Below are 17504 nucleotides of genomic sequence, written 5' to 3'. Positions count from 1 at the left end.
TGTATATCAGTTGCTTGTGAAGTTTGGCACACAGATTGCTAATCTATGAACAACACACACTGCCAACCCGGAAAGACCACCCATGTACGACCTTCGCTTCTTCCGCACCCGCCTCGGCCAGGCCGCGATGGTCAGCGTGGCCGCAATGGTCACCTTCGTCGCCTTCACCAGCCAGGCCCCGGCCAATCCGCCCGCCCCGCCGATCGGCGGCTTCGCGCAGGTCGAACTGGCGTGAGCGAGCGAGAGGACCCCCGCCTGATGAGGGAAGAAAGCAATCTGCGTCCCGAGCGCGGTCCCGAGCGACGCCCGTCGCGCATCGAGGAGGAGGTCGAGCGCCTGCGCCGGTCCCCCACCCCGACCCAGCGCGAGCGCCAGTCCGACCGATCGGACAGAATGTCTGCCGGAGACTGGATGGACGGCGCCAGGGTCGAAGCGAAACTCAACGAATTCTTTTCCAACGGAGCACCTTTGATGGGAATTTTCAGCCGCACCCGCGATATCATCGCGGCCAATTTCAACGATATGCTCGACAAGGCGGACGACCCTTCGAAGATGATCCGCATGATCATCCTCGAAATGGAGGAGACGCTGGTCGAAGTCCGCGCCAGCGCGGCGCGCACCATCGCCGATCAGAAGGAGATGCACCGGAAGACCGTGCAGCTCGACCGGTTGCAGGCCGACTGGTCCGAAAAGGCGCAGCTCGCGCTCAGCAAGGATCGCGAGGATCTGGCCCGCGCCGCGCTCGTCGAGAAGAAGAAGGCCGCCGATATCTCCGACCAGCTCAAGCAGGAGATCGCGGTGCTCGACGATGCGCTGCGCGCCTATGAGCAGGACATCGCGAAGTTGCAGAACCGTCTGCGCGAAGCCCGCAGCCGCCAGACCGCCATCGCCGCGCGCCTTGAAAGCGCGGAAAACCGCGTCAAGCTGCGCACGCTGATGAGCACCGAGCGGACCGACGAGGCGCTGGCGCGCTTCGACCAGCTCGAACGCCGCGTCGATTACGCTGAAGGCCGCGCCGATGCGCTGTCGATCGCCGACGATGGCGACCGCAACTCGCTGGCCGACGAGATCGCCGCGCTGGAAGGCTCGGACGCGATCGACGACGAACTGGCACAGATGAAAAAGGCGCTCGGCAAGCCCGAAGACGCCGGAAATAAGGAGGGTTGATCCATGGAAGAAGTCTTTTTCGTTGTCGCTCTGCTGATCGCCCTGCCGTGGATCGTCCTTCACTACGTCACCAAGTGGAAGACCTCCGCCAGCATCACGACCGATGACGAGGCCCTGCTCGAAGAGCTCTACAATCTCGCCAAGCGACTGGACGACCGGATGGACACGGTCGAACGCCTGGTCGCCACCGACAATCCCGATTTCAAGCCCGCCCGCCTCGTCCATGACAGCGAGGTCGACAACCAGCAGCTGCGCGAACTCGAGCAGATGATGGCCGAGAAGAAAGGATCGATGAAATGAACAGCCCCCGCACCACTCTCTATCGCGACAAGCAGAATGCGAAGCTGATGGGCGTGTGCTCGGGCCTCGCGGATTATACCGGGGTCAATGTGTTCTGGCTGCGCATGGCAGTCGTCATCATGGTCCTCATCACTGGCTTCGCCCTGCCCGCCTATTTCATCGCCGGCCTGCTGCTCGATAAGAAGCCGCCCTATCTCTACGCCGATCAGGACGAGAACCGGTACTGGCAGCGCGTGCGGCAGAGCCCGAAGCGCACGGCCCGCGAAATCCGCGCCAAGATGAAGGACGTGGATCGCCGTCTGGCCGAAGTCGAAACATTCTATGTCAGCTCGAACCCGCGGCTCACCGCAGAGATCGAGCGCCTGCGCTGAGGGGCGCAGGATAAGGGGAACAGGAGGAATTTACGATGGATCTGGGGATTTTGATACCGCTTGCAGGTATCGTCATGGGGTGCGGCATTCCGATGGTCGCCATCTGGTCGAAGCAGAAGATCAAGGTCGCGGAAATGCAGGTTTCCGCCACTGCGCAGCACACCGCCGAACGCGCCGCCCAATATGCCAGCCAAGTCCAGAAGCTCGAAGACCGGGTCCGCGTCCTCGAACGCATCGTGACCGACAAGGGCTATGACGTCGCCACCCAGATCGAGGCGCTGCGCGACACCCGCACGGTCGAGACCGAAGATAGCGGCACGCCGCTGAGCTTCGAAAAGCGGGAGATGGCGTGATGCAGTTCACCGACCTCCTCCCCTATCTCGGCTGGATCATCGGGGGCGCCTTCACTCTCGGCGCGGCCGGGATCATCGCTTCGGTCCATACGACCCGGCTCAAGATCAAGAACGGCTATCCCCTCGAAGGGATGTGGGGCCAGTCCTTGAAACCGGGCAACACCAGCCAGGCGCAGGAGCGCGTGGCGCTGCTGACGCAGGAAAACGCCCAGCTTCGCGCCGAGATGGGTGCGATGAAGGACCGGCTCGCCAATGTCGAACGCATCGTCACCGACAGCGGCTACCAGCTCAGCCACGAATTCGAGCGGCTGAAGGATAGCGGCAAGGAGGCGAACTGATGGGCTGGGAAATCATCCCCATCATGATCGGCTCGGTCGCGCTGGTCGCCATCGTCCTGGGCATGGCGCAGGACACCTTCCAGACCTGGCTCAAGCACAAGGAAAGGCAGATGGAGCTGATGGCCAACAAGACCGCCGAACAGGCCGCGCAATACGCCGCCAAGGCGCAGAAGCTGGAAGCCCGCGTGCGCGTGCTCGAACGCATCGCCACCGATCGCGGCTCCGATCTCGCCATGCAGATCGAGGATCTGCGCGACGGCGGTGAGCTGAAGGAGAGTGTGCAATGACCGGTTGGGCTCTGGTCGCGCTGGTCGGCATCGTCATCTGGGGTATCGTCCAGATCTACACGAGGCGCCACGACCATACGCTGGGCGTGACGCGCGACGAGGACGGCAATCCCGTCTTCGCACCTTCACGCGATGACGGCGAGGCGCGCGAAATGCGCCGCGAGGTCGAAAATCTGCGCGAACGCATCCGCGTGCTCGAACGCATCGCCACCGACAACAATTCCCTCGATGCGCGCGAGACACGGCGGCTTTCCGCCGAGATCGACGCGCTGCGCGCCGAGGACGAGAAACACGACAAGGACTGAAGGGCCTGGGGGCCCGTTTGAGGAAAGGACATGAGGGAAATGTTCGAACCCACCATTATCATCGCGGTCGCCGCCCTGATCGGGCTGGCGATCACGGCCACGGCCCTGCTGGTCGGCTGGCGCGGCTGGCTGGCGCTCAAGGAGCGCGAGCTGGCCGGCATGAACCACGCGCCCGAAACCGGCAGCACCATCGGCGCGGCCCGGATCGAGATTTCGGACCTGAAGGAACGCATCCGCAAACTGGAAGCGATCGCAAGCGGGGTGGATTTGTGAAGCGAAGCGCCTAGATGGCGAGCATGCGCTCACTCGACGACATCGCCGAAGAATATGAATTCCTCGAAGGCGACGAACGCTATCGCCTGCTGATCGAGCTGGGGCGCGATCTGGAACCCATGCCCGATGCGCTCAAGACCGACGCCACTCTGGTGCGCGGCTGTTCGGCGGCGGTGTGGGTCTATCCCACCGGCGATGCAGGCCAGTTGCACTTCCTCGCGGACAGCAATGCCGCGATCACCAAGGGCATCGTCGCGCTGGTGGTCGCCGCCGTGCAGGACAAGCCCGCCGGCGAGGTCGCGAAAATGGATGTGGCGGACGCGCTCGCCCCGTTCGATCTCAAGAACCAGCTGTCGAGCAACCGCACGCAAGGGGTGCCGAACATGATCGCGCTGGTGCAGGAACACGCCGCGCGGCTGTCCGCCTGAACGGCGCGGCGCGGCGCTCCCCATCATGCGCCGCCTCTATCTCGCACTCGGTTTGCTGAGCCTGGGGCTCGGCGCGATCGGCGCGTTTCTGCCTCTCCTGCCCACCGTTCCGTTTCTGCTGCTGGCCGCCTTCTTCTTCGCGCGGGGCAATCCCGCATGGGAGAAGCGCCTGCTCGACCATCCGCGCTGGGGACCGCCGATCCGCGAATGGCGGGCGCGGCGCGCCATCGGGCGGCGGGCGAAAATCCTCGCTCTGGTCTCGCTGGCGGCGGGCGCGGTGCTGACCTACTGGACGCTCGGCGCGCCCTATTACTGGATTTCGCTGGCGGTTCTGGCGATCACGGGAAGCTGGATCGCGACGCGTCCTGAATAGCCAGTCCGGCGGATAGCTAGCCCGCCCGGTCCAGCCCTGCGCTTTCGCGCACCACCGCCTTGCCTTCCTGGCGCTGGCGCTTCAGCTCCGCCTTCAATTTGGCCGGATCACTCGCGAACACGAATCCGAAACTGACCCCGCCTTCCTTGCCCACGGTCGCGTGATGCAGCTTGTGCGCCTGCACCAGCCGTTTGGCATAGCCGCGCTTGGGCACCCAGCGGAACAGGCGCTGGTGGACCAGCCCGTCATGGATGATCGTGTAGATCAGGCCATAGCAGGTGATTCCGAAGGCGATCCACCACAGCAGGTCCGAATAGACATAGCCGATGGCGAACATCGCGAACACGATCGTGCCGAAGGTGACGGCGTAGAGATCGTTCTTCTCCAGCGCGTTGTCATGCGGTTCGTGATGGTCGCGATGCCATGCCCAGCCCCAGCCATGCATCACGTATTTATGCGCCCACCAGGCGAATATCTCCATGCCGACGATCGACAGGAACACAGTCAGGAGGATGGCGGGAAGGCTCACGGGCGGGTCTCTTGGACGGTCATGGAACGCCGCGCGGCGGGCAGGCCCCACCAGGGGACGTGCGGAGCGCGGTGATGTTCGTGATGATAGCCGAAATGGAAGCACGACACCAGCGATGCGAGCGTCCCCAGATCGTCGCTGCGCGCATTGTGGCGGTCGGCGAAACCGTCCTCTGCATGGCGATGCGGGCGAAAGGTGCCGAAATAGAACAGCTGGAGCGAGGACCCGATCGCGGGCAGCCCATACAGCAGGACGATATTCGCGATTGGAACGCCGAACACCAGCCAATAGACGGTAACGACCGTGCCGACGAAGGCCATCGACTGCCAACCGAAATAGCGGCGCAGGAACACACCGTACCACGGCCAGAACCGCGTGGGATGATCCACGCTGAAATCGGGATCGCTGGCCGTGCCGGGCGCCTTGTGATGGGCGAAATGGGCGCTCCGCATCCGCTTCCACGCGAACCCCGCATAGACGAACAGCAGAAAGCCGCCGATGCTATCGTTGATCCGCCCGCCGCCCGGCACCAGCGATCCGTGCATGGCATCGTGGCTGGCTATGAACATGCCCACCGACAGCCAGCACAGCAGCGCCGCCATTACGACGGCAAGAGGCAGGCTGGCCCAGGTCAGGTCGAAACCGAACATGGCATAAAGATGCAGGCCCAGCCACGCGGCGAAGATGGCCGCCGTCAGCGCAAGGCCGGTTGCGGCCTGCAATCGCGGCCCCGAGGTCGCGACAGCTCTTTCGGTTCGGCTGGGCATGACAGGAATATAGGAGCGCCGCCGCATCGGCGCAAAGGTTTCCCGGCGGTTGGCCTCAGGCCTCGGTGGTCTTGGCCTTTGCGGGCAGTCCGAAAAAAGTTTCCGCCACGGCCTTGCTGATGCGCGCCGGGCGATGCGTTTCGCTGTCGAGGCAGCACCACATGCTCTGCACTTCGGCCAGGACTTCCTCGCCCCGGCGAATCACCGTGTTGTAGAACGAGCGCGCGCCGGCGATCTTTTCCAGCACGGTTTCCGCAATCACGGCATCGTGAAGGAATGCCGGGCGGCGATAGGTGATCTCGTGCTTCAGGGCGACCCACGCCTTGCTCGCCACCTCTTCCGCAGGGGCGAGTTTCTGCCAATGGGCGAGCACCGTGTCCTGCACCCAGCCGAGATAGCGGGCATTGTTCACATGGCCCATGAAGTCGATGTCTTCGGGGTGGACGGTAATCGGATGGCTAAAGGGCTTTGCTGACATAAGTGTCAGTTAGCGCATTAAACCTTACCTTTCCATGACATTCGTAATCCCATCGCGCATTAAGGCGTTGCCGTCTTGCGCGGGCGCGGGCCGTGCCGCACACAAAGCATCATTATGGCCAGCCGCCCCCGCACTCTCTACGAGAAGATCTGGGACGCCCATGTCGTGGCGCGTCCAGACCTGACCGATTCCGACGATACCTGCCTTCTCTATATCGACCGCCATTTGGTCCACGAGGTGACCAGCCCGCAGGCCTTCGAAGCGCTGAGACTGGCCGGGCGCACGGTTCGCAGGCCCGATCTGACGCTGGCCGTGCCCGATCACAATCTGCCGACCACTGCGCGGCTCGCGCCCGACGGGGCCCGCCTTCCGATCGACGATCCGCAAAGCGCCGCGCAGCTCGCCGCTCTGGAGCGCAATGCGCCCTCCTTCGGCATCCGCTATATCGACGCGATCGCGCCCGAGCAGGGGATCGTCCACGTCGTCGGCCCGGAACAGGGCTTCTCGCTTCCCGGCGCGACGATCGTGTGCGGCGATTCGCACACCGCCGCGCATGGCGGTGTCGGCGCGCTGGCTTTCGGGATCGGTACCAGCGAGGTGGAGCATGTGCTGGCGACCCAGACGCTCCAACTGCGTCGTTCCAAGACGATGGAAATCCGCGTCGAGGGCGAACTCGGACCCGGCGTCACGCCCAAGGATCTGATCCTTCACATCATCGGCGTGATCGGCACGGGCGGCGGGACCGGCCATGTGATCGAATATCGTGGGGCCGTGTTCGAGAAGATGAGCGTCGAGGGACGCCTGACGGTCTGCAACATGTCGATCGAAGGCGGCGCGCGTGCCGGACTGATCGCGCCCGACGATACCGTTTTTTCCTATCTCAAGGGCCGCCCCTACGCCCCGCAGGGCGAGGCGTGGGACCGTGCGGTCGAATGGTGGCGCTCGCTCCGCACGGATGAAGGCGCCGTCTTCGACAAATCGGTCGTGATCGACGCCGCCGATGTTGAACCGACCGTAAGCTGGGGCACCAGCCCGGAAGACGTGATCGCGGTCGGCGCAAAAATCCCTTCACCTGACAGCTTTGCTGACCTCTCGAAGCAGGCCGCCGCGCGCAAGAGCCTCGATTACATGGGGCTCGAACCCGGCGTCGCGATAGCCGATGTCGGGATCGAGAACGTCTTCATCGGCAGCTGCACCAACAGCCGGATCGAAGATCTGCGCGCCGCCGCCGAAGTGCTGCGCGGGCGGAAAAAGGCGGCGAGCGTGCGCTGGGCGATCGTGGTGCCGGGATCGGGCCTCGTCAAACGGCAGGCGGAGGAAGAAGGGCTCGACCGCGTTTTCACCGATGCCGGGTTCGAATGGCGCGAGCCGGGCTGTTCCGCCTGCCTCGCCATGAACCCCGACAAGGTGCCGCCCGGCGAACGCTGCGCCAGCACTTCGAACCGCAATTTCGTCGGCCGTCAGGGCCCCGGCGCGCGCACCCATCTGATGAGTCCCGCAATGGCCGCCGCTGCTGCCGTCACCGGGCGCATCGCCGATGTACGCCAGCTTTGATCTTGCCAGCCTTCGCCACCTTCCGCATGAGACTTTCATGAGCAAGCTTCCCAAATCCACCGCCGCGATCGCAGGTGCGATCGGCTCCGCCGCCATCGCCGCCGCGCTGCTGTATGCCGGCAAGCGCAAGCAGAAGTCGGATCGCAACAAAGCCAGACAGCCGGGTCCGATCCCCTCCGGGGAACAGCCCGAAACCGACTGATGCGCGCCGTTTCCACCATCCACGGTCGCGCCATTCCGCTGGGACTCAAGAACGTCGATACCGACGTGATCATCCCCGCGCACTGGCTCAAGACGGTCAGCCGCGAAGGCCTGGGGAAAGGCGCGTTCGAAACGATCCGCCAGGCTCCGGGAAATCCCTTCGACGTTGAGGATTTCGCCGGTGCGCCGATCCTGATCGCGGGCGACAATTTCGGCTGCGGGTCGAGCCGCGAACACGCCGCCTGGGCCATGCTCGACATGGGATTGACCGCCGTGATCGCGCCCAGCTTTTCCGATATCTTTTCCGGCAACGCCTTCAAGAACGGCATATTGGCGGTCGAACTTCCACAGGATCAGGTCGATCGGCTACTCGAAGTCGCGCGCACCCACCCGATCACCATCGATCTGGACAACCAGGTGGTGACGACCCCGTTCCAGGACCGTTTCGCCTTCGATGTAGACCCGTTTCGCAAGCGCTGCCTGCTGGAGGGTCTCGACGAGATCGGTCTGACGCTCGCCAGCGGCGATGCGATCACACATCACGAGGCCGGGCGGGCGCAAGACCTTCCCTGGCTGGATCGCCCACTGGCGGTCAGCCGCTAAACCCAATTCAACGAAAATCAGGAGAGAGCCGCCATGAAAGCAGTCTTGTCGAAAGAAGTCGGCGGGCCCGAAACGCTCGTCGTCGAGGAACTCGAACGCCCCACGCCGGGCAAGGGCGAGGTTCTGATCGATGTCGCCGCCTGCGCGATCAATTTCCCCGACAGCCTGATCATCAAGGACATGTACCAGATGAAGCCGCCCCGTCCTTTCTCGCCCGGCGGCGAGATTTCGGGGACAATCGCCGCGCTGGGCGAGGGCGTCAGCGGCTGGCAGGTCGGTGACCGGGTGATCGCCGGAACCGGCGCGGGCGGCCTTCGCGAACAGGTCGTGCTGTCCGCCGCGCGCCTGTTCAAGATTCCCGAGGGTATCGACCTCGTGCAGGCCAGCGCGCTGCTGATGACTTACGGCACCACCATCCACGGCCTTAAGGATCGCGGCGACATCAAGGCGGGCGATACCGTGCTGGTGCTCGGCGCGGCGGGCGGCGTCGGCCTCTCGGCGGTGGAACTCGCCAAGGCCTATGGCGCACGCGTGGTCGCCGCCGTCTCGACGGAAGAAAAGGGCGAAGTCGCGAAAAAGGCGGGTGCCGACGAGGTGGTGATCTACGACCGCGCCCCGTTCGACAAGGACCAGTCGAAAGCGCTCGCCCAGCAATTCAAGGACGCCGTGGGGCCCGAAGGTGCCGACATTGTCTACGACATCGTCGGCGGGGACTATTCCGAACCGGCCCTGCGCTCGATTGCGTGGGAGGGCCGGTTCCTGGTGATCGGTTTCCCGGCGGGCATCGCCAAGATGCCGCTCAACCTCACCCTGCTGAAAAGCTGCGATATTGGCGGCGTGTTCTGGGGCGCCTTCACCGCACGCGAGCCGGAGAGAAACGCAGCCAATATCGCCGAACTGTTCCAGCTTTGGCAGGATGGGAAGATCGCCCCGCTGATCAGCGAGACCTACCCACTCGACAAGGCGCACGAAGCCATCGCCAAGCTCGAAAGCCGCAGCGCAATCGGCAAGCTCGTCGTCACGATGTAAAAATCCGGTGCAGCGACCGGCTTGCCCGCGTCTCGCCGCGCGCCTATCTGCGCGGCGACCTGATTTTTCGAGAGGATGACGATTATGGACTTCAAGGATCGCGAGCGGGGCGAAGAAGCCAAATTCGCTTTTGACGAGGAAAACGCCTTCAAAATTGCCGCGCGTCGCAACCGGTTGCTCGGCGAATGGGCGGCGGGCCTGATGAATCTGAGCGACGAGGAAACCGACGCGTATAAGAAGGCGGTCGTCCAGGCCGATTTCGAGGAAGCGGGCGACGAAGACGTGATCCGCAAGCTGCTCGGCGATTTGACCGCAGCCGATTGCGACGTGACCGAAGCCGATATCCGCAGCAAGCTCAACGCATGCAGCGTCGAAGCCCGTCGCCAGTTCATGGGCGAAGCATCCGGCGGGGGGGCCTGATCCCATGCCGATGGCAGCGGACGAGATCGACCGGCTGATCCGCGAAGGGCTTCCCGAAGCCGAAGTGACGATCCGCGATCTGGCAGGCGACGGGGATCATTACGCCGCGCATGTCGTCAGCCCCGCCTTTGCGGGCAAGAGCCGGGTGCAGCAGCACAAAATGGTCTACGAGGCCCTGGGCACGCGCATGGGCGGGGAACTGCACGCCTTGCAACTGACCACCCAAGCCCCCACGTCCTGACCACCCGTTTTCAGTTATCGAAGGATCGGTCTTTATGTCCGACGTAAACAGCCGCATTTCCGACATCGTCGGTGCCAACGACGTCGTCCTTTTCATGAAGGGCACACCGCTATTCCCGCAATGCGGGTTTTCCAGCCGCGCGGTCGCCATTCTGGACCATTGCGGCGTCGGCTATGAAAGCGTGGACGTTCTGCAGGACATGGAAATCCGCCAGGGGATCAAGGCCTTTTCCGACTGGCCGACCATTCCGCAGCTTTATGTGAAGGGCGAATTCGTCGGCGGCAGCGACATCATGATGGAAATGTTCGAAGCCGGCGAAATGCAGGCGCTGATGGATGAAAAGCAGGTCGCCAAGGCGGAAGGCTGATCCCGACGGGACGGGCTCCTCGCCCTGCTCCATCAAAACCTAAAAGTAAGCCCCCGCGACGACCAAATCGCGGGGGCTTCTTTTTTGCGGAAGAGGCAAGCCAAAAACCAGGAACGGCCCGCCTCCGATCGAAGACTTCTGGAGACGGAGAATACTAAGCACTTTGCGTGCCAAATCGCTCGATCTGCACGAAACCTAATCCTCTATGGTTAACGAAACCCTGCGATATTTCCCCGGTGTAAATTTTTCCGACAACATCGATGTGCGGCCCTGCTTGGCAAGACTGCCCCCGGCATGCACTACTCGCCTTCATGCCCCCTCCATCTGATCCGATTCCCGCCGCCACCCTGGTCGTCTTTCGCGAAGGACGATCTGCGCCCGAGCCCGAGATCCTGATGGTCGTGCGCTCCAAGCAATTGCGCTTCGCCGGCGGAATGGCCGTCTTCCCAGGGGGCCGCGTCGATCCCGAAGACCGCGATCTGGCAGCGCGACACGCACCGGGCGAGACCGAAAACGTGCAAGACGATCTAGCGCACCGGATTGCCGCGATCCGCGAGACGCTGGAGGAGACCGGGCTGGCACTGGGATTGTCCGGCGCGATCGACGCGGAAAGCGCTGCTGCGGCGCGAAAACTGGCGCTTCAAGAGGGCGCGCTCGCCCCGGTGCTGGACCGGTTCGGCTGGAAGATCGATGCGCAAGCATTGGTACCCTTCGCGCGCTGGCTGCCGCTCGGCCTGGCGCATGACCGTATTTTCGACACGCGCTTCTATCTCGCCGATCTCGGCACCGGAGCCGTCGATGTGGCCGTCGACGAGACCGAGAACACGCGCCTGTTCTGGACCAGCGCCAAGGGCGCGCTTGCCATGGCGGACGAAGGGGAGATTTCGGTAATCTTTCCGACGCGGCGCAATCTCGAACGCCTGGCCCAGTTCGCCAGCTACGAAAAAGCCCGCGCTCATGCGCTGGCTACTCCCGTACGCACGATTATCCCGCAAATCGACGAAAGCGGCCCACAGCCGATGCTCCGTATTCCAGAGGATGCAGGCTATCCTGTTATCGAAGAAGCGTTCGGCAGCGCGCAAAGGGGATGAGCGAAGTCGGAGAACGGGCCGATAGCGGCTTGCGCAAGCGTTCCACCCACAACAGGAGCACGGACAGGTTTATGCCGCACCTACTTGGCGCCGTGCTCGCCGGGGGACGCAGTCGGCGGTTCGGATCGGACAAGAGCGATGCGCTGCTGAACGGCAAGAGCCTGCTCGCCCATGCCATCGAGTCTCTGGACGAGCGCGTCGCGCAGGTCGTGGTATGCGGGCGTGATTCCTCGCGGCGCCTCGCGGAAACGCAAATCCTTGCCGACCGTCCGGAAGCGGGCCTCGGCCCGTTGGGCGGATTGTGTGCCGCGCTTCATTTCGCGCACGAAAAAGGTTTCGACGCCGTGCTGACCGTTCCGGTCGATGCGCATCCCATTGCCGACGATTTGCTCGCCACGCTGGAAGCACCCGGACCTGCCGTCATCGCCGACCACTGGCTGTTCGGCATCTGGCCGAGCGCTTTGGCGCAGAAACTTGAGAACCATCTGCACAGCGGCAATCGGTCCGTTCGGTCCTGGGTGGAGGCGTGCGGCGCGGATCGCATCGAATATCGCGGTCGCCCGCCGATCAATGTCAATGGGCCCCAGGCTCTGGCTGCGCTGGAGACAGGGATGGCGCTCGGCGCGGGGGCGGAGACCCATCCGGTGCGGGAGCTCGACTTCGAAACTCTCGACACTTCGGATGCGACACGCGTGGTTCCGGTCGAAATCCCGATCGCCATCGAGTTCAACGGCATCGGATATGCCGTGATGATGGCCACGCCGACCGATCTGGAAGATTTCGTGACCGGCTTCGCCCTTGCAGAAGGGTTGGCTCGCCCGGAAGAGATCGACGGGGTCGATTTATTTGAGACCGGGGGTGGCTGGGTCGCGCGCGCCAATCTGCCTGCGCGCAGTCATCAGCGTCTGCTGGAACGTGCTCGCAGCCGGGTTTCGGAAAGCAGCTGCGGCATATGCGGCATCGATTCCGTGGCGGCGGCGCTCGCCCCGATCGATCCCGTGGACGCGATTCCCACGGTCGGTCCCGCCGCGATCAAGCGCGCGCTCGATACCATGCGGTCGTATCAAAAGCTGGACCAGGCCACCGGAGCCGCGCATGCCGCAGCCTTCTGCAATTCGGAAGGCGATATCGTTCTGGTCCGCGAGGATGTCGGAAGGCATAACGCGCTGGACAAGTTGATCGGGGCGCTCGGCCGCGCCGGGGTCGATCATCGGGAGGGGTTCGTACTTCTTACGGCCAGATGTAGCCAGGAGCTGGTCGAGAAGACGGTGCGAGCCGGGATTCCCATGCTGGCGACGATCAGCGCCCCGTCCAGCCTTGCCATCGCCCGAGCGCGCGAAGGCCGCCTGACCTTACTGGCGCTGGCGCGAAGCGATACCGCGCTCGTGGTCAACGATCCTCACCAGCTCTTCGCGAAGAACCGGCCTTAGCCGACTAACGGATGGCCAGCGCGTCGAGCACCTCCGCAATCGCGCCATAGACCCGAGCGAGTTGCTCGGCCGTGATGCAATAGGGCGGCATCACGTAGACGGTGTTACCCAGCGGGCGCAGCAGAACGCCGCGTTCGCGAAACATCGCCAGCATGCGCGGGGCGAGGTCCGAGAGGTAGCCGTCCGCTTCGCCCACCTCTAATGCCGTGATCGTGCCCACCTGCCTGGCGCCGCGAACCAGAGCGTGGTTTTTCAATTGCTCCAGATGCTCTTCCTGTCGCCGGGCAAGCGTGGCGATCCGCTCGATCACCGGCTCCTCGCGCCAGATTGCGAGATTGGCGTTCGCCGCGGCGCAAGCGATCGGGTTCGCGGTATAGCTGGACGAATGGAAGAACATCCGCGCGCGATCGGGACTCAGATGCGCTTCGAAGACCGGCTCGCTCGCCATCGTCACTGCCAGCGGAACGGCGCCGCCTGTCAGCCCTTTCGACAGGCAGAGGATGTCGGGCTCGATCCCCGCCTGTTCGCAGGCCAGCAGCGTGCCCGTGCGGCCCCAGCCGGTCATCACCTCGTCCGCGATGAACAAGGTGCCGTATTTCGCACAGATGCTCCGCATTTCCGACAGGACACGCGCCGAATACATCAGCATGCCGCCTGCCCCCAGAACCAGCGGTTCGACGATGAAAGCGGCGGCTCCCTCCCTGCACGCGGCGTCCAGCGCGTCGTATGTCGCCTGCTCCAAGCCCGACGCTGGAAAGGGTATCGAGGTGACGTCGAACAGCAAGGGTTCGTAAGCGCGATTGAAGGCCCCGCGTGCGCCGACCGACATCGTGCCGATGGTATCGCCGTGATAGCCGTTATCCATCACCACGATCCGGTGCCGATCCTCTCCCCGATTGAGCCAATAGCCGAGCGCCATCTTGAGCGCGACTTCCACGCTGGTGGAGCCGGAATCGGAAAAGAACACTCGCGTGAGAGTGTCGGGCATCAACGCCCGCAAGCCCCGCGCCAGATCTTCTGCGGGCCGATGCGTCCAGCCAGCGAAGATGATCTGGTCGAGCCGCGCCGCCTGCTCGGCGATGGCCGCCGCGATTTTCGGGTGTGCGTGGCCATGCGTCGTGACCCACCAAGACGAGATCGCATCGATCATCTCGCCGCCGTCCTTGCGGTACAACACCGCGCCATCGGCATGCGACACTTCCGGGATCGGTTCGTTCAATCCGTGCTGCGTAAAGGGGTGCCAAATGGGGGGCTTGCTCACTGGAATTCCTCCAGCGCGAAATTGTCGGAAAAGGCGAGCGCTAGCGAGTCCGCGTCGAGGGACTCGAGCATGGGCAGTCGTCCGAGCCGTCTGACGCCGCCGATGGCGCAGATCGTGTTCTCGCTGTCCTCCTCCGCCGCGCCGACGAAGGCCATGCCGTGGATCGATATTCCGCGACTGCGTAGCGCTTCGATGGTGAGAAGCGAGTGGTTGATCGTGCCGAGCCCGGTGCGCGCGACGATCACCACTGGCGCGCGCCACGCCGCGAACAGATCGGCATAGAGCAGCGTCCGCGTGACCGGGACCAGCGCCCCGCCCGCCCCTTCGACCACCAAAGGCCCCTCGACTTCAGGCAAAGCGAGCGCCGCCCGATCGATCGTGACCCCGTCCAGCTCGGCGGCGCGGTGGGGCGAGCAGGGCGTCGAAAGCCGGTAGGCTTCCGGCAGGATGTGGGCACCGGGCCCGGCCAGCGCCGCGACCCGCTCGCGATCGGACCCGTCGTCGAGTCCGGCCTGCACCGGCTTCCAGTACGTCGCGCCTAGCGCGCGCGTCAGGCCTGCGGCAAACACGGTTTTGCCGATATCCGTATCGGTGCCAGTGACGATGAAGGTCCAGCTCACAATAGCCTCTCCAGAATTGCGGCGAGATCGCGTATGTCGCTTGCCTCGCTGTTGAGCGTAATCGATACCCGCAGCCGCGAAGTGCCTGCGGGCACGGTCGGCGGACGAATACCGCGTATGTCGAAGCCGTTATCCTGCAGCGCGCCCGCGATCCGCATGGTGCGCGCCTCGTCGCGCAGCACGATGGGTTGGATATGCGTCCCGCTGGGCGCGAAACCGAGCGATGCGAAGGCGTCCGCAGCCGATGTGGCGAGCGCGCGGAGGCGCTCGCGCCGCTCGTCGGCCTGTTCCACGATCCGCAGGCTCGCCCGCACGACCGCCGCCATCAATGGGGAAGGAGAGGTCGAGAAGACGAAGCTGCGGCCTCGATTGACCAGGAAATCGCGGAACAGCGCCGGGCCCAGGATCAACCCGCCTTCGCAGCCGATCGCCTTGCCGCAGGTCACCAGCGAGACGACGTTTTCGCGCCCCGCGAAACCGGCGGCCAGCCCGCGTCCGTCCGGGCCGAAAACCCCCGCGGCGTGCGCTTCGTCCATCACGAGGACTGCGCCCGTTCGCTCGGCAAGCGCGAGGAATTCTTCGATCCGCGCGCGATCGCCATCCATGCTGTAAAGCGTCTCGATCGCGATCCAGGGCGTGCCGGTCCCGCCTGCCGCGCGCCAATCGGCAATCGCATCGGACGCTGCGTCCACATCGTTGTGAGCGAAGCTTACGCGGGGCGCGCGCGACAATTTCATGCCCTCATGCGCACTCGCGTGGATGAGGCTGTCATGCACGATAAGATCATCGGGCTGGGGCAGGGTCGAGAAGATCAGGCTGTTCGCAGCAAAGCCCGATCCGACGAACAGGGCGCTCTCGCTGCCGAAAAAGCGCGCTGCCTCGGCCTCCAGCGCCTCGTGCTCCACCGTATTGCCTCGCAGCAGACGCGATCCCCCGGACCCGAGCGCCACACCACGCTCCAGCGCCTCGACAGCAGCGTCGCGCAAGTCCTGCGATCCGGCGAGGCCGAGATAATCGTTCGAGGAAAAGTCGCGCCCCGACGAAAGCACGAGGCTACGGCGACGGTGGACGCGTTCGAGGGAGTCGAGATCGTTACGGTAGAAGCGGGAAATCATGGGCGCCGCCGCCTTAGGGAGGCGATGCGATGGTGAAAACCCCTCCGTCCGGCGGCAAGCTGCGAGGCTGGCGCCGCAGCCGGTCGCAATCATGAAGGCACCATGGGATCCGTGCAACTTGAGAGAGAGGCTGCCTTCCAGCCATCCCATCAGATCGCGTAGGAATTTCTTAATGCCCGGCGTATATCTATGAAATTATAGACTTAATGGACCGAAAGTTTGACGCAATTAACGTAGGCAATTGGGGGCGGAGTCGTGGCTAAGATTTTTCTCGTAGACGACGATGAGATTACTGCCCAGGTAGCCAGCGAGGCGTTCTTCGATGCCGGCCATACATTCGGTTGGCTGGAAGACGGGCAAGAAGCGCTCCACACCATCCGATGCAGGCGCCCTGACGCCGTTATTCTCGACCAGAGAATGCCCGGAATGCCTGGGATGGAATTGCTTCGCGAACTTAGGCGGGACGCCAAAACAACGCTGCTTCCGGTCATGATGCTGTCGGCCGTTGCCAGCCAGAACGACCAGTCCATCGCATTCTACGAGGGTGCCGACGACTATCTCACCAAACCCTTCGATGCCGAGATGCTGGTCTTCCGGGTCGAAGAGCTACTTGGACGATCGCGAAGGGTTCTTGCGAGCTGACCGATCCGCGTGAGGCGATCTAACGATCGTTGAGACACTCGAATGGCGCGCCCGGCAGGACTCGAACCTGCTGCCTCAAGATTAGAAGTCTCGCGCTCTATCCAGATGAGCTACGGGCGCGCGCCGGGGGCGTCATAACGCCGCTTTGCGAGCACGCCAATCGTGGATAGACAGGCCGATAATGGAAAAGCCCGAAATTCCGCGCGACACCGCGCCGCATGAAAGCCCGCGCTTCCGCTATTTCGATCTCGTCATGGCGGGCTTCGTCACCGTTCTCCTGCTGTCGAACATCATCGGCGCGGCCAAGCTTTCCGCCGTGCCCGTGCCGTTCTGGCCCAATGGATGGTGGCCCGCCGCCGACGGCACTTTCATCTTCGGCGCAGGCATCCTGTTCTTCCCTGTCAGCTACGTGCTGGGCGACGTACTGACCGAGGTGTACGGCTACGCCCGCGCCCGGCGCGTAATCTGGGCGGGCTTTGCGGCGCTGATCTTCATGGCGGCGATGAGCGCAGTCGTCGTGGCGATGCCCCCGGCAGCCAGCTGGACGGGCCAGGATGCTTACGAGCAGGTTTTCGGCCTCGTCCCGCGGATCGTTCTCGCCTCGATCGTCGCTTTCTGGGCGGGCGAATTCGTCAATTCCTTCGTCATGGCGAAGATGAAGATCTGGACCAAGGGCCGCGCGCTGTGGACGCGCACAATCGGATCGACGGTGGTCGGGCAGGGCGTGGACAGCCTGCTGTTCTATCCGATCGCGTTTCTCGGCGTCTGGGAGACGGGCGACGTCCTGCTGGTGATGGTCACGAACTGGGCGCTGAAGGTTTTGTGGGAAGCGGTGCTGACCCCCGTTACCTATGCCGTCGTCGGCTGGCTGAAACGACGCGAAGGGCTCGAAATCTTCGATACCGAAACCGATTTCTCGCCCTTCGCCAAGGACCGATCGCGGATATGAAAAGGGCCGGAC

At 63.8% G+C, this 17504-nt stretch carries 28 protein-coding genes and 1 tRNA gene; 22 read left to right on the top strand and 7 right to left on the bottom strand.

Annotated elements, in window-relative coordinates:
* The first annotated feature begins 82 nt into the window (after positions 1-82).
* The 11 genes from J7347_RS00235 to J7347_RS00185 are packed head-to-tail and all read left to right on the top strand — an operon-like array spanning position 83 to position 4195.
* Positions 83-235, top strand: a complete 153-nt coding sequence (locus J7347_RS00235; RefSeq protein ID WP_209160291.1) for a hypothetical protein — start codon at positions 83-85, stop codon at positions 233-235.
* 23 nt (positions 236-258) lie between these two features.
* Positions 259-1167, top strand: a complete 909-nt coding sequence (gene pspA, locus J7347_RS00230; protein ID WP_245173742.1) for a phage shock protein PspA — start codon at positions 259-261, stop codon at positions 1165-1167.
* A gap of 3 nt (positions 1168-1170) precedes the next feature.
* Positions 1171-1467 carry an envelope stress response membrane protein PspB gene (pspB, locus tag J7347_RS00225; RefSeq protein ID WP_067679529.1) on the top strand — a complete coding sequence of 99 codons (297 nt, stop codon included), beginning with the start codon at positions 1171-1173 and terminating at the stop codon, positions 1465-1467.
* Positions 1464-1838: an envelope stress response membrane protein PspC gene (gene pspC / locus J7347_RS00220; protein WP_067679533.1), complete on the top strand. Its 375-nt coding sequence runs from the start codon at positions 1464-1466 to the stop codon at positions 1836-1838. The genes pspB and pspC overlap by 4 nt, the downstream gene beginning before the upstream one ends.
* 35 nt (positions 1839-1873) lie before the next feature.
* Positions 1874-2191: a hypothetical protein gene (locus J7347_RS00215; protein WP_209160289.1), complete on the top strand. Its 318-nt coding sequence runs from the start codon at positions 1874-1876 to the stop codon at positions 2189-2191.
* Entirely contained in the window at positions 2191-2529 is a 339-nt protein-coding gene (locus J7347_RS00210; protein ID WP_209160287.1) for a hypothetical protein, read from the top strand. The genes J7347_RS00215 and J7347_RS00210 overlap by 1 nt, the downstream gene beginning before the upstream one ends.
* Positions 2529-2816 carry a hypothetical protein gene (locus J7347_RS00205; protein WP_209160285.1) on the top strand — a complete coding sequence of 96 codons (288 nt, stop codon included), beginning with the start codon at positions 2529-2531 and terminating at the stop codon, positions 2814-2816. Before J7347_RS00210 ends, J7347_RS00205 begins: the two co-directional genes overlap by 1 nt.
* A complete protein-coding gene (locus tag J7347_RS00200; protein ID WP_209160283.1) occupies positions 2813-3121 on the top strand; it encodes a hypothetical protein in 309 nt (102 codons plus the stop codon). The genes J7347_RS00205 and J7347_RS00200 overlap by 4 nt, the downstream gene beginning before the upstream one ends.
* A gap of 39 nt (positions 3122-3160) precedes the next feature.
* Positions 3161-3394, top strand: a complete 234-nt coding sequence (locus J7347_RS00195; RefSeq protein WP_209160281.1) for a hypothetical protein — start codon at positions 3161-3163, stop codon at positions 3392-3394.
* A 23-nt stretch (positions 3395-3417) separates the two neighbouring features.
* Complete coding sequence (locus J7347_RS00190) at positions 3418-3822, top strand: SufE family protein (protein ID WP_067679593.1); 405 nt, start codon at positions 3418-3420, stop codon at positions 3820-3822.
* Between the two features lie 22 nt (positions 3823-3844).
* Entirely contained in the window at positions 3845-4195 is a 351-nt protein-coding gene (locus J7347_RS00185; protein WP_209161150.1) for a DUF454 family protein, read from the top strand.
* A gap of 16 nt (positions 4196-4211) precedes the next feature.
* Here J7347_RS00185 and J7347_RS00180 read toward each other — a convergent pair whose 3' ends face one another.
* From J7347_RS00180 to J7347_RS00170, 3 genes are read right to left on the bottom strand one after another with little or no spacing between them, the layout of a single operon-like run.
* Positions 4212-4724 carry a sterol desaturase family protein gene (locus J7347_RS00180; protein WP_209160279.1) on the bottom strand — a complete coding sequence of 171 codons (513 nt, stop codon included), beginning with the start codon at positions 4722-4724 and terminating at the stop codon, positions 4212-4214.
* Positions 4721-5491, bottom strand: coding sequence for a fatty acid desaturase (locus J7347_RS00175; RefSeq protein ID WP_209160276.1), 771 nt, complete (start codon positions 5489-5491; stop codon positions 4721-4723). The genes J7347_RS00180 and J7347_RS00175 overlap by 4 nt, the downstream gene beginning before the upstream one ends.
* A gap of 55 nt (positions 5492-5546) precedes the next feature.
* Positions 5547-5969, bottom strand: coding sequence for a thioesterase family protein (locus tag J7347_RS00170; protein ID WP_067679553.1), 423 nt, complete (start codon positions 5967-5969; stop codon positions 5547-5549).
* A gap of 114 nt (positions 5970-6083) precedes the next feature.
* Here J7347_RS00170 and leuC point away from each other — a divergent pair, with 114 nt between their 5' ends.
* From leuC to fdhD, 9 genes are all read left to right on the top strand, one after another.
* The gene (gene leuC, locus J7347_RS00165) at positions 6084-7523 is read left to right on the top strand and encodes a 3-isopropylmalate dehydratase large subunit (RefSeq protein WP_209160274.1); all 1440 of its coding nucleotides are present in this window, start codon (positions 6084-6086) and stop codon (positions 7521-7523) included.
* Positions 7524-7560: 37 nt separating this feature from the next.
* A complete protein-coding gene (locus J7347_RS00160; RefSeq protein WP_067679560.1) occupies positions 7561-7725 on the top strand; it encodes an isopropylmalate isomerase in 165 nt (54 codons plus the stop codon).
* A complete protein-coding gene (gene leuD, locus J7347_RS00155; RefSeq protein ID WP_209160272.1) occupies positions 7725-8327 on the top strand; it encodes a 3-isopropylmalate dehydratase small subunit in 603 nt (200 codons plus the stop codon). The genes J7347_RS00160 and leuD overlap by 1 nt, the downstream gene beginning before the upstream one ends.
* Before the next feature lie 33 nt (positions 8328-8360).
* On the top strand, positions 8361-9356 hold the full coding sequence (locus J7347_RS00150) for an NADPH:quinone oxidoreductase family protein (protein ID WP_209160270.1): 996 nt from the start codon (positions 8361-8363) through the stop codon (positions 9354-9356).
* 81 nt (positions 9357-9437) lie between these two features.
* The gene (locus J7347_RS00145) at positions 9438-9776 is read left to right on the top strand and encodes a DUF1476 domain-containing protein (protein ID WP_209161149.1); all 339 of its coding nucleotides are present in this window, start codon (positions 9438-9440) and stop codon (positions 9774-9776) included.
* A 4-nt stretch (positions 9777-9780) separates the two neighbouring features.
* Positions 9781-10017: a BolA family transcriptional regulator gene (locus J7347_RS00140; protein WP_067679573.1), complete on the top strand. Its 237-nt coding sequence runs from the start codon at positions 9781-9783 to the stop codon at positions 10015-10017.
* A gap of 34 nt (positions 10018-10051) precedes the next feature.
* Positions 10052-10384 (top strand): Grx4 family monothiol glutaredoxin, encoded by a 333-nt coding sequence (grxD, locus tag J7347_RS00135; protein WP_209160268.1) that lies wholly within the window; start codon positions 10052-10054, stop codon positions 10382-10384.
* 311 nt (positions 10385-10695) lie between these two features.
* A complete protein-coding gene (locus tag J7347_RS00130; RefSeq protein ID WP_067679579.1) occupies positions 10696-11475 on the top strand; it encodes an NUDIX domain-containing protein in 780 nt (259 codons plus the stop codon).
* Between the two features lie 71 nt (positions 11476-11546).
* The gene (gene fdhD, locus J7347_RS00125) at positions 11547-12905 is read left to right on the top strand and encodes a formate dehydrogenase accessory sulfurtransferase FdhD (protein WP_209160266.1); all 1359 of its coding nucleotides are present in this window, start codon (positions 11547-11549) and stop codon (positions 12903-12905) included.
* A gap of 4 nt (positions 12906-12909) precedes the next feature.
* Here the strand turns inward: fdhD and J7347_RS00120 are convergent, their stop codons facing one another.
* The 3 genes from J7347_RS00120 to J7347_RS00110 are packed head-to-tail and all read right to left on the bottom strand — an operon-like array spanning position 12910 to position 15901.
* Positions 12910-14166: an adenosylmethionine--8-amino-7-oxononanoate transaminase gene (locus tag J7347_RS00120; RefSeq protein WP_209160264.1), complete on the bottom strand. Its 1257-nt coding sequence runs from the start codon at positions 14164-14166 to the stop codon at positions 12910-12912.
* The gene (bioD, locus tag J7347_RS00115) at positions 14163-14789 is read right to left on the bottom strand and encodes a dethiobiotin synthase (RefSeq protein ID WP_209161148.1); all 627 of its coding nucleotides are present in this window, start codon (positions 14787-14789) and stop codon (positions 14163-14165) included. The genes J7347_RS00120 and bioD overlap by 4 nt, the downstream gene beginning before the upstream one ends.
* Positions 14783-15901: an 8-amino-7-oxononanoate synthase gene (locus J7347_RS00110; protein WP_209160262.1), complete on the bottom strand. Its 1119-nt coding sequence runs from the start codon at positions 15899-15901 to the stop codon at positions 14783-14785. The genes bioD and J7347_RS00110 overlap by 7 nt, the downstream gene beginning before the upstream one ends.
* 255 nt (positions 15902-16156) lie before the next feature.
* Between J7347_RS00110 and J7347_RS00105 the strand changes: the two genes are divergently transcribed.
* On the top strand, positions 16157-16543 hold the full coding sequence (locus J7347_RS00105) for a response regulator transcription factor (protein WP_067684099.1): 387 nt from the start codon (positions 16157-16159) through the stop codon (positions 16541-16543).
* A gap of 43 nt (positions 16544-16586) precedes the next feature.
* On the opposite strand, the gene J7347_RS00100 is transcribed toward J7347_RS00105, so the two are convergent.
* A tRNA-Arg gene (locus tag J7347_RS00100) sits at positions 16587-16663 on the bottom strand.
* A gap of 61 nt (positions 16664-16724) precedes the next feature.
* Here J7347_RS00100 and J7347_RS00095 point away from each other — a divergent pair.
* Complete coding sequence (locus J7347_RS00095; RefSeq protein ID WP_209160260.1) at positions 16725-17492, top strand: queuosine precursor transporter; 768 nt, start codon at positions 16725-16727, stop codon at positions 17490-17492.
* Positions 17493-17504 lie beyond the last annotated feature (12 nt).

This window comes from Erythrobacter sp. A6_0, from assembly GCF_017744235.1.
Classification (GTDB): domain Bacteria; phylum Pseudomonadota; class Alphaproteobacteria; order Sphingomonadales; family Sphingomonadaceae; genus Qipengyuania.
Note: the sequence above shows the minus strand (reverse complement) of the source record. Positions and strands in the feature narration are given on the sequence as shown.

Excerpts from the sequence above, each read along its gene's own strand:
- grxD (WP_209160268.1), top strand. The coding sequence starts at position 10,052 with ATGTCCGACGTAAACAGCCGCATTTCCGACATCGTCGGTGCCAACGAC.
- J7347_RS00095 (WP_209160260.1), top strand. The coding sequence starts at position 16,725 with ATGGAAAAGCCCGAAATTCCGCGCGACACCGCGCCGCATGAAAGCCCG.
- J7347_RS00205 (WP_209160285.1), top strand. The coding sequence starts at position 2,529 with ATGGGCTGGGAAATCATCCCCATCATGATCGGCTCGGTCGCGCTGGTC.
- J7347_RS00130 (WP_067679579.1), top strand. The coding sequence starts at position 10,696 with ATGCCCCCTCCATCTGATCCGATTCCCGCCGCCACCCTGGTCGTCTTT.
- fdhD (WP_209160266.1), top strand. The coding sequence starts at position 11,547 with ATGCCGCACCTACTTGGCGCCGTGCTCGCCGGGGGACGCAGTCGGCGG.
- J7347_RS00190 (WP_067679593.1), top strand. The coding sequence starts at position 3,418 with ATGCGCTCACTCGACGACATCGCCGAAGAATATGAATTCCTCGAAGGC.
- J7347_RS00200 (WP_209160283.1), top strand. The coding sequence starts at position 2,813 with ATGACCGGTTGGGCTCTGGTCGCGCTGGTCGGCATCGTCATCTGGGGT.
- pspC (WP_067679533.1), top strand. The coding sequence starts at position 1,464 with ATGAACAGCCCCCGCACCACTCTCTATCGCGACAAGCAGAATGCGAAG.
- pspB (WP_067679529.1), top strand. The coding sequence starts at position 1,171 with ATGGAAGAAGTCTTTTTCGTTGTCGCTCTGCTGATCGCCCTGCCGTGG.
- J7347_RS00235 (WP_209160291.1), top strand. The coding sequence starts at position 83 with ATGTACGACCTTCGCTTCTTCCGCACCCGCCTCGGCCAGGCCGCGATG.
- J7347_RS00110 (WP_209160262.1), bottom strand. The coding sequence starts at position 15,901 with ATGATTTCCCGCTTCTACCGTAACGATCTCGACTCCCTCGAACGCGTC.
- leuD (WP_209160272.1), top strand. The coding sequence starts at position 7,725 with ATGCGCGCCGTTTCCACCATCCACGGTCGCGCCATTCCGCTGGGACTC.
- J7347_RS00140 (WP_067679573.1), top strand. The coding sequence starts at position 9,781 with ATGCCGATGGCAGCGGACGAGATCGACCGGCTGATCCGCGAAGGGCTT.
- J7347_RS00210 (WP_209160287.1), top strand. The coding sequence starts at position 2,191 with ATGCAGTTCACCGACCTCCTCCCCTATCTCGGCTGGATCATCGGGGGC.
- J7347_RS00195 (WP_209160281.1), top strand. The coding sequence starts at position 3,161 with ATGTTCGAACCCACCATTATCATCGCGGTCGCCGCCCTGATCGGGCTG.
- J7347_RS00175 (WP_209160276.1), bottom strand. The coding sequence starts at position 5,491 with ATGCCCAGCCGAACCGAAAGAGCTGTCGCGACCTCGGGGCCGCGATTG.
- J7347_RS00160 (WP_067679560.1), top strand. The coding sequence starts at position 7,561 with ATGAGCAAGCTTCCCAAATCCACCGCCGCGATCGCAGGTGCGATCGGC.
- J7347_RS00170 (WP_067679553.1), bottom strand. The coding sequence starts at position 5,969 with ATGTCAGCAAAGCCCTTTAGCCATCCGATTACCGTCCACCCCGAAGAC.
- J7347_RS00215 (WP_209160289.1), top strand. The coding sequence starts at position 1,874 with ATGGATCTGGGGATTTTGATACCGCTTGCAGGTATCGTCATGGGGTGC.
- J7347_RS00150 (WP_209160270.1), top strand. The coding sequence starts at position 8,361 with ATGAAAGCAGTCTTGTCGAAAGAAGTCGGCGGGCCCGAAACGCTCGTC.
- leuC (WP_209160274.1), top strand. The coding sequence starts at position 6,084 with ATGGCCAGCCGCCCCCGCACTCTCTACGAGAAGATCTGGGACGCCCAT.
- pspA (WP_245173742.1), top strand. The coding sequence starts at position 259 with ATGAGGGAAGAAAGCAATCTGCGTCCCGAGCGCGGTCCCGAGCGACGC.